Genomic DNA, 15,740 nt, shown 5'->3' with positions numbered 1-15,740 from the left:
GGTTTCCGCTTAATTTATATTATTTAATGAGTTAAGTTACTGCTGGCGCCTAGGCGCGCCAGAAGTAACCTTCTTTGTATGTTGAGCAACCGTCTTGTGGATCGTATTCGACTTCAAATGCGTGTGAAACCTCTGGAGCAAGCTCCTGATAAAAGTCTTCATCCACTTCTGTATCCGTCGAAAGGATTAGTACCTGATGGCTTGCGGTAGGGAAGTAGTTTCTCACTAAGTTTTTACGGTGTTTAGAGTCTAAACGTCCTAAAGGTGTATCAATGATTATGGGCAGCGCCTTACCAGATGTACGGCCTAATGCTTCCAGCATGGCAATCGCATAAATCTGTTTTTCACCAGCTGACAGTTTCTGCTTTTCAATAGCATTGCCATTATTATCGAGTAAAGTTACAGAATAGGTCTCTGGGTTGATACGTGCTTTGATAAGCAGATCATCTTTCCGAGCAAGTTTGCTAAAGGATTTTAAGAACTCTTTTTCCAATGTTGCAATGCGACGTTCACGAGTTTTAACGGCGAATTGAGATAATAGATCTCGTGTATTCTCTGCTAGAGAAATGCCTTTGGTTATTGAAGAGCTTAGACTGTATAGCTTTTCGTGATCACGTAGCTTACGTAATGCGTCCATGGCAAGTTTTAAGGCATCTTTGGCATCTTTGGTATGCTGTTCAATTTCTGATTCGATAGCACCAATTTTTTTATCTATTTTACTAAGTTCTTCTACATAGCTTTCGATACGTTTTTCTTCTGGTGCACGAGAAATATTAATACCACTGGCTTCCAGTTCACCTTCGATTGTTTCTAATCGAGTGCAGAGTGTCTCCATTTCTGCTTGTTGTTTCGGTACGACTTGATTAACGATGTGTAGTAAGCGACTTAATTCAGAGTCTGAAATATCGTGAATAATATCGAAGTCGTTAGAGGCTTGAAGTTTTTGAGTTTCGATTGTACTTTCAATCTGTTGCTGGAAATTGCTACCAAGTGACTTCAGTAAGGATTGTTTGATAGCAGAAATTCTAGCGTTAAGTTCTTCTTCAATTAAGCGCTCTTTCTTTAACTTTTGTTCAGCTGTTAGCTGCTGTAACAACGCATTAATTTGCGTTTTGGCTAAGCTCAATGGAACTGTATCAGCCAGTAGGGCTTTGATTTGACTAGTAGTGTTATTTTTTTCTTCACGAAGTTGTAATTCTTTTGCTTCTTCCGCCTGCCGAGAGCTCGCCCACGCACCACCTAGTTCATTAACAGTTTGTAATTGACGCTCTTTTCTAGCAAAAAGATCGGTATGTACGATTTTTTTGCTTTCAAGGTTAGATAATGCTTCTTGGTAAAGGTTGTATTGTTTTTTGTACATAGCTTCTAAGATGTTTATCTGCGCTTGCACATCTTCGGGCATTTTGTCTTTTTTCTGGCTACGCAGGTATACAGACAAATCAGCTTTTAGGCGGTTGATAATATCAATACCTAATAGCCGGTTGATTGCATCTGCCAATACAGCATTGTTTTCGTCTTCAGCCAAGTTGGCAATTTTTTCTCCGTCAAAGAAGAAGAGGTCAGCTACGCCGATAGGGATCAATTCGTTTAAAAAACTTTGTTTTTGTTCGTCCGTTAGACCCTTAATTAACTCACCATTCTGGTAGATCTCAAGCAATTCTGTAACGTTGTTACCGCTTTTTGACCAGCTACGTTTTACACTGTAATCAATAACTTCACCCCGGCGGCCAAAGTCAAAATCCAGCTGAACAGCGGCTGAGTTAGGAGCTAATAGCTGATTGCGAGGGTTGTGAATTGATTCTGACAAAAACTCATGATAACTGGTAGTGGTTACAGCTTTACCTAAACTTTGGCGGCCGTAAAGGGCGAGGCGAACAGAGGTCAAGGTCGTTGTTTTACCTGCACCGTTTAAACCGCCAAATAAGATGATAGGGCGAAGCTGACCATCTTTCTCGCGAGGTTGCAAGTCGATGGTATTACGCTCAAAGCTGCCACCAAAAACTCCAAAGTCTTGCAAATATAACTTTTTAAATATCACGGGAGTGCCTCTAATTCTTTGGTTAGCTGTGCCAACTGATCATCGTAACTGGTGCCGTCTGTTATAGATGTGGTGGGTTTGGCTTTTTCTTTTTCAGCCAATATTTCATCTAGTGAGCCCCAGTCATTTTTTAGAAGGCTTTCAATTTTATTGAACAAGCCTTTACGTCGGCCAAGACCATCCATTGATATTTCCAGCTCTAGCAGCTTCATTACTAATTCTGTCGGTGTTTTATATTGGTTACTTAGGCTTTTTAGTAGCTCTGCATCTTCTTGTGAGAACGAGCCGCCATCTTGGTCTGGCCAGTTTAGATCTTTGTTATATACTTCACGATAAATGCTAGGAAGCTCATCAGACCAATCAGGCTCATTCGGATCAAACATCCATTCTCTACGAATAGCGAAAAGCTCTTCCTGTCTGACTAACTCTATAGGGTGGCCCTCATCATTAAGGTGCTTCTCAATCATCAGGAGCTCTTTGAGCCATTCTTTTCTGAATTTAAGAAGGTATGGCCCAGGTATTGTTTTTATTTCTGTTATGTTTTCGTTTTCTATGTTCCCGCGAGCGTATTGGACTCTACCAGTACGGCGCTTGTAGTTTCGAAATTGATCTTTTTTTGCTGGATCTGTTGTTTCGAAAAGCTTGTTACGGAAGTCTTTAAGTTTTTGTAGCCATGTTTCCCCTGACTCTATCAACCCTTCGATTGCTCGGTCTTTAGTAACGACTGTACATGTCCAGCAACCAAACCGTGAATTACCGCAAGAAGGTGTGTTGGTATCTATGACAAGCGGGCATTCTCCAGCACTAGAGTCTTTATAAAGAGAAAATAGCTCGAAGTGATCTCCACCCCATGCAGCAGGAGCTCCAAGTAGATACATCCAAACTTCATCAAACGTCCAGTCTTGGATTGGCATATAGGTAAACGCTCCGGGTAAAGAGCTATGTCGAGATAGAGAAGAGCCATCTATTTTGTGTTTTGCAATTACCTGCGCTCGAGAAGCACTTTCTTGGCTGCGTGCACCCAGAACGACAATAACCTCACCATACTTCGCAATTTTATCTTTAATAAACTCGCTAACAGGATCGATTTTCATACGCTCTGTACACCAACGAAAATTCTGTGTTGGTGCTGGATAGCCTTTGCCAAGAAGATTGACCCAAAATGTTTGATCCCAACTTGGATAGACAACATGACCGGAGATAGGAAGTTCTAATTCTATTGCATTTTTATTTATTGCTGCCAATGAACTATTAATCATATCAACAACTAAAGGTGTTTCTACTAATGTATCAGAAGAAATGACATACACATGTTTGTGACGTTGTTCTTTAGATAGTTTAGTTAAAGCAACATAAATTAATGACAAAGTAGTGGTGCTATCTTTACCTCCGCTGAACCCTATTACCCAAGGCTTGTCATTTTCTAAGTATAGTTCTTGGATTTCACCTATTAAATCTAAAGCGGGACGACCTGCAAATTCAGAGGCTTCCAGCATTTCGTCCATAGATGAATATAGTGTTGAACGTTTTTGTGTCATGAGTTGAATTGATCTTCTATAAGTTGGTCGTCAGCATTAATGGAAAGTTCCAACGCTCTACGAATAATATTGGCGGTCAAAACAGTATTGATTTTTGTTTTGCTAAGTCTGCCGCGAGAGTCCATAGCTCTTCCTCTCCATAAGGAGACATTAGATCGACTCCAGTCAATCTCATTAAGCTTCGCTATGTACTTTTCCCAATCACAAGGATGCTGTCTAAGTAGATCCGCCCCTGCAGCTCCCAGAGCGGCAAGGCCTAGCCCGTGAGCATGTACAAACTGTTCTCTTAAATCGCATGTGGAGACACTTTTATCGAGTGCTTTCTGCCAGTCGGGCATGTTAACGCAGACCTTATTCCAGAATCTAGCAGCTAACTCCATTTCATCATCAGAAATCCCTTCTTTTACACCTTTCTTTAACAGTATTCGAGAAGCTTGTTTAATTGCGCTTAGAGTAAATAACTTACTACTTCGTTTTGATAAACTTGTTTGCTCTAAATCAGTTAGTGCTTTAAAGCATGAAACATTCTCATACACAAAGCGCGCTAAAGATGAAGAGGCTTCCCTGTGGTCATACAATGTACTTAGTGAGTCAGATGGTCTTACTGCATGCTTGTTTAGGTCGGCAAACATTTGCTGGCTTCGCTTTAACCCTTCGTCGACAAAGAAAAGTACAGGGATATTGTCATGCCCAAGTTCGTGTGCTTCTTTTATTGCCATTTCTATAGCTGCACGGCGATGCTGGCCATCATTAACCAGAATTTGCGTGTCCATATTGATGGAAAGTAGTCCCAGATTAACTGCTGGTCCTGTATCGGCCATAGGCTCAAATTGGACTTGTCCGTCTATGGAAGCTGTAATAGCCGAAAGAGTATAGCTGTCTGTATTTTCGATAAGATAATTTGCTATATCAGGAATTCTTACTTCGTTCAGGCGTCGTTGTGCTCTTAACTCTGGAGGTACAACATCTTCATCAAAAACGAAAAGTTTGGGGATTAAACGCATAGGACACATAGCAATATAACAAGGGCGTCCTGCTTGCATACCTCTTACTGCTGGAAATTTATGTGTGTATTCACTATCTAGTGACATATTAATCCCTGTATGTTGTTTATTACGAACAAGTTATTTTGCTCGTAATAGTATACATACAAAATCGTTTTCGCAATCTTCTAGGTCTCATTTTTTAGTGTCTTATGTATACGGCTAAGGTGATAAAAAGATGGAATGATAAATTTTAAGTGTTTTTAGGAGATGGGTTTTAGCGAATTAGTTTGGTGCTATCAACTTGCTAGATAAAAATGTCTTGTAAGAGAGAGCTTAAAACCTATGAAATATCACTGGTTATTTTTTAGTCATTTATATAAACAACCAAATCCCCAACCTCACACTGAAAATACTTACAAAGTAAATTTATCGTCTCTGTTGTCGTATTGTAGCCTGTTGGGTTTTGCAAACGTGACAAGGTAGTCTTATGGATGCCTGTAGCCTCTGAAACTTCCCCTAGTGTCACTCTTCTACCTTCTTTGAAGGATTTATCCTGAATTAGCTCTTTCAGCCTGAATCTTAGCATCTGCATAGTCTCTTTAATTTTCAGCAATAATACCGTTTAAGTTGTTTAAAAAGCAAAAAAGTTTAAAAAGTGCTTGTCAGGAAACTTATTTGCTATATAGTTTCCTCAAGAGCAACAAAATTCACTGGAGGAAATATGTCAACATATCTTACCGCACAAGAGTTAGGAAACCGTATTAAGTACCACCCTAAGTACATCAATGACGTTCTTAGAGATAACGTTTTTATTGAAGGCAAGCACTATATTCGCCCTTTCAATGCAAGAAAGGTTCTTTATTTATGGGAGGCAATTGAAGAGCAGATGATGACAAGTGCAAGAGAAAATGAAGTGGATGATTTGATCCCAATGGCCTCAGGAGGTGTTTACCGTGGCTAGTATAGGGGTTCGGCAAGATGGAAAGTTGTATTTCAACTTTCGTTATGAGGGGAAGCGTTTTAAAGAATACACCAAGTTAGAAAATACGCCTGCCAATATGAAGCGTATGGAGGCAGCGGTTAAGAAGATTGAATTAGCACTGAAAACCGGAGAGTTCGATTATGAGAAGTTCTTTCCGGGCAGTAAAAAAGTACCGAAAGTAAAAAAGGAGGTAGTTCAGCACGTTGTCACTGAGGTTCAAAAACGACCGGATACACCGTTGTTTTCTGAGTTCTCACAAGAGTGGCTTGAAGAGAATGTTTTGCGATGGAAAAGGTCTTACCGGACTTCTATAAAAGGAACTTTAGATACCCGTCTCGTCCCGTATTTTGGGGAAGAAAGAGTCGGCAACATAACCAAAGCCATGATCCTGAAATTTCGTGCATCCCTCGCCAAAGTGAGTCACGAAACAGGGGACAGTGAGCTTTCTAACGATAGGATTAACCACATTATGACGCCACTAAGAATGATTTTAGATGATGCCGCCGACCGATACGAGTTTACGTCGCCTGCTATTGGATTAAAACCCCTAAAAGTGCCTAGAGTGGATATTGAGCCTTTTACGTTGGATGAAGTGAAGAAGATTATTCGCTATGTACGTGCAGATTTTCGTAATTACTACATTGTGCGCTTTTTTACGGGTTTACGTACTGGGGAAATAGATGGACTGCAATGGCAGTACGTTGATTTTGAAAATCGACAGATTTTGGTGAGAGAAACCGTCGTGCAGGGACGTATTGATACAACTAAGACACTTGAATCACGTCGTGAAGTTGAGATGTCTCCACCTGTGTATGAGGCATTATTAGAACAAAAGAAAGTCTCGTTTGGGCATTCTAAGTTCGTATTTTGTAATCGTGCTGGTGGCAGTTATGAACACCGAAATGTTACTCAGCGTATTTGGTATCCAACACTTGAAAAAATTGGCATCAAAAGTAGAAAGCCTTACCAGACAAGACATACCGCCGCGACATTATGGTTAGCAGCAGGGGAGAACCCTGAGTGGATAGCTAGACAAATGGGCCATACAACCACCCAAATGTTATTTACCGTGTATTCGCGCTATGTCCCCAACTTGACTCGTTGCATATTCCGCTGATTCCGGACACCGGTACCGTTTTAATCCGGACACCTTTTTCTCTTCATTTTCTCAGTCTCTAGTTTTACTCCATGTGTCCGGATTGCGCCAGTTTTCTCATCGATTCTCCTCCTAGTTCTATGCGGTGACTGTTGTGGATTAAACGGTCCAGTAAAGCGTCCGCAACCGTGGCATTGCCTATCATGTTGTACCACTCTTTCACTGGCAGTTGACTGATCATGATCGTGCTGCTGGTTTGGTAACGATCTTCTAAAAGCTCTAATAAATGGCCTGCATGATCGGCACTGAGTTTTTCCATCCCCCAGTCATCGAGTATCAGCAGCTGCTTTTTGGCGAGGGCGGCAAGTTGTTTTTGATAGGTGCCGTCTAAGCGGCCAAGGCTGAGGTCATCCAGCAGTCGACTCAGGCGCAGATAGCGAACGCTATAAAGTTGCTCGCACGCCTGTGAGGCAAGGGCGCAGGCAACATAGGTTTTGCCCGCGCCCGTTGGGCCTGTGATGAGGATATTTTGATGCTTTTGCAGGTAACCTCCTGTCAACAGTTCTCCTAGTTGGATGCGCTTTAGTCCACGCCCTTCTTTGTAGAGTAGTTGGCTGGCGCTGGCTTCTACGCGCAGTTTTGCTTGTCGTTTGAGCCGTTCGATTTTGCCATGATTTCTGCCTAGCAGCTCACTGTCAAGGAGCAGTGTGAGACGTTGCTCGAAGTCCAGTTCTCCATAGGTGGTTAACTGTTCTCGTTGTTGTTCTAACGCGGTAACGGCATGACTCAGTCGCAGCATTTTGAGTTGTTCAGTCAGGTGATTCATGTTGTTCTCCTAGTGGTAGCAGTGTGGCCCGCGAACATTGCTGTGCGGGGTGTCGGGTGTCGAGTCAGAAGGAAGAGACAGTGTGCCTTCCCGATGATGATCGAGCAGATTTCGGATAAAGCGCAGAGAAGGTTTGTTGACCAGTAAGGCATCCTGACAGGCTTGCTCTAGGCGGACATCCCCATGTTTGCGCGCGAGACTCAGTATGCCAAGACAGCGACGAGTGGCTTGGGCTGGATGGGCTTTGGACAGGATCTGTTGTTTGATGACGTTTTCGGTGGCGACACCAATCTGCTTGCTCCATCCGATTAAGCGTTCTGGTGACCATTTTTGATGTTGATGATGGCTCGGCATATGTTCCATGTGGGTGCTCAGACCATAGTCTTTTCGGCTGATTGGGTGAGACGAGACGGGCTGACCTTGATGGAAGATTTGTATGATCTGCGACGTCGCTTCCAGCGTCACATATTGACCCACAAGCTGATGCGGTACCGAGTAATAATGCTTTGCGTACTCAATGTGGTAATCCGGTCCCACTTTGGCGCGTTTATGTTCTGTGTAGACATACTTCTGCATCGGTAACGGTTTCAACGCGGGTTTATCGAGGGTGTCAAAAAGGGCTTGGCGACTCACGCCAATCTTTTGCATCGGCCGTTGGTTCAGAGCGTTCATCAGCTCTCGAACCGCATTATTCAGCTCTCTTAGGGTATGGAAGGTGCGATGACGAAGGCGCATCATGATCCAGCGTTCGACAATCAGAACCGCATTTTCGGCCTTGGCTTTGTCTTTGGGTTTATAGGGACGAGCCGGCATAATGGCGGTTTGATAGTGATGCGCTAACTGACGATAACTGTCGTTGAGTTTCGGCTCATAACGATCTGTTTTTGTCACGGCAGCTTTTAAGTTGTCTGGCACCAATAAAGCGGGAACGCCACCGAAGTGTTCAAACGCATTGGCGTGACACTGTAGCCAATGCTCCAGCTTTTGACTTTCGCTGGCTTCAACGTAGGTGTAGTTAGACGCTCCCAGTGTGGCGACAAACACTTGTGAGTGGCGAACGTCGCCCGTTTCCGGATTGACGATCGGGATAGTCGGTCCGCAATAATCAATGAATAACTTGTCACCTGCGGTATGGAGTTGACGCATACTGCGTTTTTGTGTGGCGAGCCAACGACGGAAGTACTCGCAGAACTGGCTGTAGCCATAAGTGCGCTCTTGGTGCTCGGCAACATATTCTTCCCACAACAATTGCTTCGTCGCCCCTTTGCGCTTGAGTTCGATAAAAAAGTACGCAAAGTCCGGCATCACTTTCAGGCGATTAGCCGGTTTTTCTTGATACAGCGCTTTAGACAGATCGGTATCGGAAACGTCACTGGCAAGGGGCCAATAATAGTCACTTTGTTTGAAACGAGTCAGGACATCGGACACGGTAGAGCGGCCGACATTCAAACAAGAAGCAATCTGCCGCGTGGATAAATGGCACTCATGTTTGAGACGCAAAATCTCTTTAATATTGGTCATTGAGGTTCTCTTTCTGGTCATGATCACTTCCTGGCAACGTATTAGGTGTAACCAAGTGTAGTGAGCGATTGATTTAAAAGAGAAAACGAAGGGATTCCGGTGAATCCGGACAGGGTTTACGCTAATCCGGACAGGGATTCCGGGGAAAGCCAAAAAGTGTCCGGTTTAGAGCGTAATAGGTGTCCGGATAAAAACGGAATGGGTGTCCGAGTTATATCGGAATGGGTGTCCGGATTGCTCCGGTATATGCACTCGTCGAGATGGTTCTGCGTTTGAAACACTTTTGATGTCCAGTGGTTTTGAAGTAAGTGGAGGTACACTATGAGCAGTATTGTTAGTGAATTACCTCTGATCCACCGTTCAGTCCAGGATGTTATGTTCGACCTGTTGCACTCATTGAATGACGATGAACTAAAAAAGGTTGTTGAAAAGTTTGGTACAGGTTTGGGCGTTGTTGATGAATTTGCTTTTAGTTCTTGGGTCTCAGAGCAAATAAACAACTTAAATGAACATGAGGAGATGCTAGGGCTCAGCTTTCTTCTTGGGAGACTGAATTTAGAAATACACGGTAATCAGGTCTTTTTCAAACCACCGCATCTTAATAATGTAATTGGTTTATACCCATCCGTGAAAAGTATCCCGTCTTACAATGCTTTTATTGGAAGCTACCGCCTTGAGGGGTTAACTAATGATACTCATGGTGAAACAACTCCCATTAAAATTTGTGATGCGAGTGGAAGGCTGTCGGTACAGTTAAAACTGCCGTATTCCTCATTACGAAATGGTGCAGTATATTGTTTTAGGGGTGTAAAAAAAGGACTGCACTATGTTGTTGAGTTGTCGTAGATAATTGATTCAAGGTGTAAAAAAAAACAATGCCACCATAGTAAATACAATGGTGGCATTATTTTATTGCGTACTTAGAGTTGACCGTTTCAGCTTTACCTAGTACTGAAAAAATCGAGTACACCTGCTAATGTTTTTGTTTGAATTTGCGCAACGCTCGTTCGTGATTTCATTTTAGGAAAATTGGCCTGAATGAAACCTGCGCTCACTGGTAACTCTTCCCAGTTGCGTTGCTGCATGTATTTTTTCTGTGCATGGTTGTATGTCACAAAATATGAGTGACAATAGACAGCAAAAAAAGTGTCGACAAATCGATGCCCCATCGATTTCATAAGGTGGACCATGTCTGTCTCTTTTGAATGGTTTACAACTTCCCCATGCCGATATATATGACGCTGTAACACCAATGATTCATTTGAGTAGAACCATTCATCTCGGTCTCTTAACTCATTAATGACATCAGGGTACCTCATCGCATACCAACGTAGAAACATGTGGGTAGCGTAGCTGTGCCTAAGAAGGTATAAGTCAGCGCCTTCACCAAGGATAAGCTTCATTTCTTCACGAGCTGTTCTTGCTACCTTTTCAGCATTGCTAAAAAGTGGGAAAGTTCTCAAAAACTTGGTTTGTTCGTCGCTTACGTCGGCAATATTCAATAAATCTTCCCTTGCAGCACTTGGTTTCCTGCCTTCGCCAAATGCTCTGGTCGATTTCAATTTTCTGAACAGGTTTAGACGCTCTGAAATATAGTCAAATATTTCTAGACAAACCTCCGGTGGCGCTAATAGATGCAATGGAATGGTCCGTCTTGATGCTGGTGTTTTAAATCTGCGTACTCTGATTAGTATTTCTTCCTCGCCGTGAGCTGAGATGTCGCCCAGCGTTAGCCGCGCTAACTCACCAGGGCGGAGACCTGCATAAAAGAGAATTTTAAAGATTACTGTGGATACAGTGATATCTGATTGAATATCAGGATGGCGCTCAAATGCATTAATAAAGAGATCGAATTCTTGCTGACCAAGGACTTGATTGCGGTTAGTAGTCGTTATTTGTCCGTTTGATGAGATTGGGAAATAGACATCGTTCCAGATATCCAGACTTTTTCTGCTAAAAATTAGTAATGTTGAAAATTGAGAGAGTCTATTTTGGTTAGTACTAGGCGCGAATTCAGGATTAAGCAACACTTCATGTATAAATAGGCTTGCATCTTCTTCATCCCAGTTTTCGATATTCGATGATGCTTCATAATCGAATAAACTTTGTGAGAAAATACTGGATAATTTCGATAAAACCGTATTGGTTCTATTTTTTTTGATAACTAATTCGTTGTACGTGAATGCAAACATTAATGAAATAGCGCAGGTTTTACTAGGGATTTGATTAGATACAGGTAAAAAATCTCTAACAGGGCTAAGCGTAATTGAAAGTAGAGTTTCTTGTATTTTATCAGCGGTAGTGTAAGTTAAATCTTCAATATACTCTCCATTACATTCTGTTTTTTTAGAGATTACTTTAGCTAACTTATCTAGTGTTTCAGTACTATTTATTTTATATAAATTTTCAGCAAATTTTATTTCAGTATCTTTCCTTTTAACTTGAGTTTGTTTTTTAATCCAGTACCTGATGATGCTTAAGAAATAATAGGCTAATTCTTGCCATGCGAGAAAACGTTTCTTTTTTTCATCATCGTCTAGATCCTCATCAGTTAACCTGTCTACGTTTTCCTCAATCGCGCGCTGTTGTAATTTTTTTTCACTAGGTCCCAATGTCCGTTTATTACGCTCTCTAGTATAAATTTTCTCGGATGGTAATCCGATAATCGAACCATTCATATCAGCCCATGTTGGTGCGATTGGTAAACTCAACCCGGATAATCGGCTATAAATAATGGCCTCCGTACCGAAAATACAAAACAGGCTCGCTGCAGCTGGATAAAAAGTTTTTATCTTAACTTTTTTCATTAGCTTGTCCGTGGTTGATGTTGTTAACAGGTTTGGAATTGTATGCTTGGCTAGTTTGTGATGATTAGGTGGCACGTAATTACGAGCATGGAGACACACACAGATAAAACGTGCTGTATTTGACGCGGTAATCGGTAAACATTTATCTGCTCTAGTTGGCTCTCCTGACGGAACCAGTATTGAGCACTCAAATGGACTTTTTAGGAGCTCCTGTATGAATGATTCAGCTCTGTTCAGTGGTAGTCCTGTTGTTACACCAACTTCAATGAGTAAACGAACATATAGCTCATCACTATCAATAAGCGCTTTTGATTTCAGAATTTTAGGCGTCTCATTAGCGATCGTTTTAATAGCAGCTCTAAATTGGGCCTCGTCAGAGTTAGGCGATATAACAGTCGGTCGAATGGTTTTTGGAGAGCGATCATAGGATATAGTTGATGTGATTATTCCCTCTAACTGTGAAATGACATCATTAATCATCTTTAGCTGTTTTCTAGTGATTTTAGATTCGCTAGATAATTCGTAATACTCAGAAAATTTTGAAAGAATTTCTGATAATGAATCATTATCAATGTTCATTTCATCATTCGCTGAATCAAGAATTATTTCAGCAATTCTTGCACTCTCTACATCTCTGAATTTTATTTTCTCTAGGTTTGGCCATTTATTCAGGAAATCAATCGAAATCATAGGTCAGCTCCTGCAGCGAAAACTCTTCAATGAGAGTGTTGTAGTATTCAGATAGGTCAGTGTGAATCGACAAGATGTTTGATGAAGACGCAGGAGATGAGTAGTAAAATCCATCCTCATTATGTCCCAGTAGGGCGCGAGAAATAATTGGCCGAAACTTGAGAGCATTACCCGATAAATGTCTCAATGTATTATTTGATGGGAGTAACGCTTCAATGTTAAATGTTTCGAGCAGCTCTAATATTTTTCTATGTGGAACTGATTCGATTTGATGATATTTTTCATCTTGTATAACATGAATTATTATTAGGTCGCTTTTTGAAATATCTGCATCAGTAAAATTGAAATGTTTATACAGTGAAGCTCTTAAATCTGTAAGGGTCTTTTTTTGTTTTAAATATAAGTTAGGTATAGGCAGCGATTTAAATTCTTCGTAATTAACAGAATTTTTGTCTTTTCTAATGAAAAAATCAGAAAATATAGAAAATGATTTTTCTCCATTAGGGCGATTAGAGAATAATAACAACTCTAAAAAATATGTATTTATTTCAATTAAATTAACTAGGTCAACCCTTATTTTATTTGACCTAAAAACTGAAAACAGCGTTTTTTTACTTTTGAACATGGCGCTTATGTCTCTAAAAAATAAGGCTACTGAGCTCTGTGGTAAACGATTAGATCCAAGAGATTGATTTTCCAATGTTGAATCCCAGAGTAGTTGAGAGAGGAGCTCAGGTGTTACTAGTTGAGCGGATAAAATATTAAAACGTTTTTTATATAGGTCCCCAATTTCCTCATTTGTCAGTGCAACGTACGAGAACGGCGCACTCATAGAAAAACCGATTTTACCTCTGAGGTAATGAACTCTAATGTCATCGATTTCGGGTGTTAATAGGCGATTAGAATTTGATGCGATACGGTCAAAATGCAGGGTGTTTCCACCGTTAAATTCTGCAAACTGCCTCGTTAGATAAGCAAATTTACCCTCAATTTTATCGACCAATTGTTCGATGGATAGTTTTTTTTCATCGAGATGTACTAGGCTATCTGGTGATATTTTCAATTCGATTTCTGAACATAGATCAGAATCTGTTGGTGTATTTGAGACGGAGACAGTTAGTAATTTTTTGTTAGAGCTAAAACGTATTGCAAAAACCGCTTTTTTTAATGTCATGCCGGTCAAAAAACACAGCATTAACAAGCCATTTAATTCAGATTTTTTCTTATCGACGAATGTAAGAAATGCCACTACAGATTGTAGTGATAATGATGAATAATCAAATACGGACTCAATTTCTTTGTTAGCAGTGGTCCAAGATTTTTTTCTATTCGTTACTAAACGAGGCACATGATTTTCAGAAATTGATTTTTCGTTTTTTTCAGGAGTTTTTTTATAATGATTGTTTTTAGGATTTGATTTTTTCGGCGTATTTTTTTGTTTGGGATCGGTTTTTCTTACTGGTGTGCAGTTAAAGTTTTTCCAAAAAGAATTGCTTTTGCTATATTTAACTGTACGAATGTCGTCATTGTATCGATCTAAATCTATTGTGTCTGGAGTTCTAAGTTTTATGATAATATCATTTGAATCATTCTTTTTGTTAATCGTTGAAACTCTTTCTAATTCTCGAAGAGCCAAAACTGTTTTATAAATTTTTTGATCAGATTCGGTATAATCTATTTTTTTCAGTTTTTCATAGCAACTACTAACAAATCCTGATATGAAATTAGAAATAAATTTCGTGCCTGCCCTCGAGTCTTGAGTGCGAATTTTTAAAATTCCATAGTATATTGGATAATCCACTCCATCGTCATATTTTGTTTTGTATTTTGGTTTATTTTTGTACTCCTTTAATATTTCTAGTAATGAATATATTTCATCTAAAGAGATAATTAAATCATCATTATAATGTTTTTTAATTATCTCTAATAATGATATCTGTTTATTAATATCAGGGGGAGGTGATAAAAAAGTCAGGAATTTTTTTAAAATAGGCTCATTTTTTTCCCAGACTCCAATTTCATCCCAATAGTGTATAGTCCATCCTAGTGCCTGACGAAATTTACTAGTACTCATCTAAGGCTCCATCTCTAATATTTTTTTTGATATATATTCGATGATTTTATCCATTTTTTCATTCTCTCCCATCAATTCATTCCTAAAAAAATTATAATTATCTATGGATTTTGATTTTGAATGTTCGATTTCTTTTATGATATCCATTATTATTTTTAAATCTGGTTTAAAACCTAGTTTGTTTTTGATTGATGATGTTAGGTTGTTAAGTATTAAAAGATTGTCTTTTTCTAAGAAATTTTTGGTTTTTAAATAAGCTACTATTAAATAGAGATCATTGATGTCTGATATTTTTAAATATGATGAAATTTCCATGACGAAATATAATAGAAATGATTTGTTGTTCGGTTTTTTTATTTTGTTTGAATTGAATTTTTTACTATCAAAGGTTTTTATTATTTTAGATGTTTTTTCTAATGTATCTATCTCTATGTTTTTAATGTCCATGCCGTGAAGGTATTTTAAAGTTAATTTTATATCTACTTCCCTGTTCATATTACCTAATTTCTGAGGTCCAATTTTTTCAATGCAAAAGTTTCTATTTATATAACCCAATTGTCTATGTTTATCAGGACATAGTTTTTCTAATACTGTATTTTCAGATGTGATTTCCTCAATTATTTTCTCATAAAGGATTTTTCCATACAGTTCAGAGAGACTGTCTAGTCTAAAAAAATCTTGAATCTCAGTGATCGTTAAATTTGTTTTAACTATTTGTAATGCTTGTATTTTTATATTCTCATTAATGATTTTTAGTTTAGTTTTTAGGCTGTTGTTAGATGAATTTATGAGCGTTTTTTTTGCGTGCTCTCCATAAACTATCGGTTTTTGTAGAATGATAAATTCATTGTTGAAATACGATGGTCGTTTTTTTGATAGCGGGTTCCAGAATTCACCAATGTGCAGGGTAATGTGCTCTACATAGGTTTCAGACAAAAATGGATGCTCATGTTTTAATGAAATCATAGTTTTCGATCGGCTCAACTATTTAAAATATTTAATTAAATTATGATTGTATGGCTAATCTGTAAATATAGATTTTGATTGTTTTCGGTTTCTTTACAGTTTAATGTTTTTTTATGTCATATTAAATACTAATGAATTAAGGCAATTAAGGCAATTAAGGCAATTAAGGCAATTAAGGCAATTAAGGCAATTAAGGCAATTAAATAGAGGAGTTAT

12 protein-coding genes are annotated in these 15,740 nt (G+C 39.4%); 3 read left to right on the top strand and 9 right to left on the bottom strand.

Annotation, left to right across the window (positions count from 1 at the left end; all coding sequences use genetic code 11):
- Positions 1 to 49: 49 nt before the first annotated feature.
- The 4 genes from dndD to AC0VYI_RS18170 all read right to left on the bottom strand — a co-directional run bounded on the left by dndD (position 50) and on the right by AC0VYI_RS18170 (position 5,148).
- Positions 50 to 2,038 (bottom strand): DNA sulfur modification protein DndD, encoded by a 1,989-nt coding sequence (gene dndD / locus AC0VYI_RS18185; RefSeq protein WP_475444670.1) that lies wholly within the window; start codon positions 2,036 to 2,038, stop codon positions 50 to 52.
- Complete coding sequence (gene dndC / locus AC0VYI_RS18180) at positions 2,035 to 3,576, bottom strand: DNA phosphorothioation system sulfurtransferase DndC (RefSeq protein WP_475444669.1); 1,542 nt, start codon at positions 3,574 to 3,576, stop codon at positions 2,035 to 2,037. The genes dndD and dndC overlap by 4 nt, the downstream gene beginning before the upstream one ends.
- Entirely contained in the window at positions 3,573 to 4,667 is a 1,095-nt protein-coding gene (gene dndB, locus AC0VYI_RS18175; protein ID WP_475444668.1) for a DNA sulfur modification protein DndB, read from the bottom strand. The genes dndC and dndB overlap by 4 nt, the downstream gene beginning before the upstream one ends.
- 259 nt (positions 4,668 to 4,926) lie before the next feature.
- Positions 4,927 to 5,148 (bottom strand): helix-turn-helix domain-containing protein, encoded by a 222-nt coding sequence (locus AC0VYI_RS18170; protein WP_067341398.1) that lies wholly within the window; start codon positions 5,146 to 5,148, stop codon positions 4,927 to 4,929.
- Positions 5,149 to 5,283: 135 nt separating this feature from the next.
- On the opposite strand from AC0VYI_RS18170, the gene AC0VYI_RS18165 reads away from it, so the two are divergent.
- Positions 5,284 to 5,523 (top strand): hypothetical protein, encoded by a 240-nt coding sequence (locus AC0VYI_RS18165; RefSeq protein ID WP_067341394.1) that lies wholly within the window; start codon positions 5,284 to 5,286, stop codon positions 5,521 to 5,523.
- Positions 5,516 to 6,661, top strand: coding sequence for an Arm DNA-binding domain-containing protein (locus tag AC0VYI_RS18160; protein WP_475444666.1), 1,146 nt, complete (start codon positions 5,516 to 5,518; stop codon positions 6,659 to 6,661). The genes AC0VYI_RS18165 and AC0VYI_RS18160 overlap by 8 nt, the downstream gene beginning before the upstream one ends.
- A 64-nt stretch (positions 6,662 to 6,725) precedes the next feature.
- Here AC0VYI_RS18160 and istB read toward each other — a convergent pair whose 3' ends face one another.
- Both istB and istA read right to left on the bottom strand, forming a co-directional pair.
- Positions 6,726 to 7,466 carry an IS21-like element helper ATPase IstB gene (istB, locus tag AC0VYI_RS18155; RefSeq protein ID WP_475443432.1) on the bottom strand — a complete coding sequence of 247 codons (741 nt, stop codon included), beginning with the start codon at positions 7,464 to 7,466 and terminating at the stop codon, positions 6,726 to 6,728.
- Between the two features lie 9 nt (positions 7,467 to 7,475).
- Entirely contained in the window at positions 7,476 to 9,008 is a 1,533-nt protein-coding gene (gene istA / locus AC0VYI_RS18150) for an IS21 family transposase (protein ID WP_475443430.1), read from the bottom strand.
- Positions 9,009 to 9,308: 300 nt separating this feature from the next.
- Between istA and AC0VYI_RS18145 the strand changes: the two genes are divergently transcribed.
- Positions 9,309 to 9,833, top strand: coding sequence for a hypothetical protein (locus AC0VYI_RS18145; protein ID WP_475444665.1), 525 nt, complete (start codon positions 9,309 to 9,311; stop codon positions 9,831 to 9,833).
- Between the two features lie 95 nt (positions 9,834 to 9,928).
- Here AC0VYI_RS18145 and AC0VYI_RS18140 read toward each other — a convergent pair whose 3' ends face one another.
- Genes AC0VYI_RS18140 through AC0VYI_RS18130 form a run of 3 tightly spaced genes read right to left on the bottom strand, consistent with a single transcriptional unit; the run spans position 9,929 to position 15,494 of the window.
- Positions 9,929 to 12,484, bottom strand: a complete 2,556-nt coding sequence (locus tag AC0VYI_RS18140) for a site-specific integrase (RefSeq protein ID WP_475444663.1) — start codon at positions 12,482 to 12,484, stop codon at positions 9,929 to 9,931.
- The gene (locus AC0VYI_RS18135; RefSeq protein ID WP_475444661.1) at positions 12,471 to 14,558 is read right to left on the bottom strand and encodes a hypothetical protein; all 2,088 of its coding nucleotides are present in this window, start codon (positions 14,556 to 14,558) and stop codon (positions 12,471 to 12,473) included. Before AC0VYI_RS18135 ends, AC0VYI_RS18140 begins: the two co-directional genes overlap by 14 nt.
- Positions 14,559 to 15,494 (bottom strand): hypothetical protein, encoded by a 936-nt coding sequence (locus AC0VYI_RS18130; protein WP_475444660.1) that lies wholly within the window; start codon positions 15,492 to 15,494, stop codon positions 14,559 to 14,561.
- Between the last annotated feature and the right edge of the window lie 246 nt (positions 15,495 to 15,740).

The organism is Marinomonas sp. 63XJN7_9_ISO-PGPR-S23-217 (genome assembly GCF_056173515.1).
This window is presented reverse-complemented; position numbering and strand designations above follow the sequence as displayed.

Excerpts from the sequence above, each read along its gene's own strand:
- dndC (WP_475444669.1), bottom strand. The coding sequence starts at position 3,576 with ATGACACAAAAACGTTCAACACTATATTCATCTATGGACGAAATGCTG.
- dndB (WP_475444668.1), bottom strand. The coding sequence starts at position 4,667 with ATGTCACTAGATAGTGAATACACACATAAATTTCCAGCAGTAAGAGGT.
- AC0VYI_RS18170 (WP_067341398.1), bottom strand. The coding sequence starts at position 5,148 with ATGCTAAGATTCAGGCTGAAAGAGCTAATTCAGGATAAATCCTTCAAA.
- AC0VYI_RS18165 (WP_067341394.1), top strand. The coding sequence starts at position 5,284 with ATGTCAACATATCTTACCGCACAAGAGTTAGGAAACCGTATTAAGTAC.
- istB (WP_475443432.1), bottom strand. The coding sequence starts at position 7,466 with ATGAATCACCTGACTGAACAACTCAAAATGCTGCGACTGAGTCATGCC.
- istA (WP_475443430.1), bottom strand. The coding sequence starts at position 9,008 with ATGACCAGAAAGAGAACCTCAATGACCAATATTAAAGAGATTTTGCGT.
- AC0VYI_RS18145 (WP_475444665.1), top strand. The coding sequence starts at position 9,309 with ATGAGCAGTATTGTTAGTGAATTACCTCTGATCCACCGTTCAGTCCAG.
- AC0VYI_RS18140 (WP_475444663.1), bottom strand. The coding sequence starts at position 12,484 with ATGATTTCGATTGATTTCCTGAATAAATGGCCAAACCTAGAGAAAATA.
- AC0VYI_RS18135 (WP_475444661.1), bottom strand. The coding sequence starts at position 14,558 with ATGAGTACTAGTAAATTTCGTCAGGCACTAGGATGGACTATACACTAT.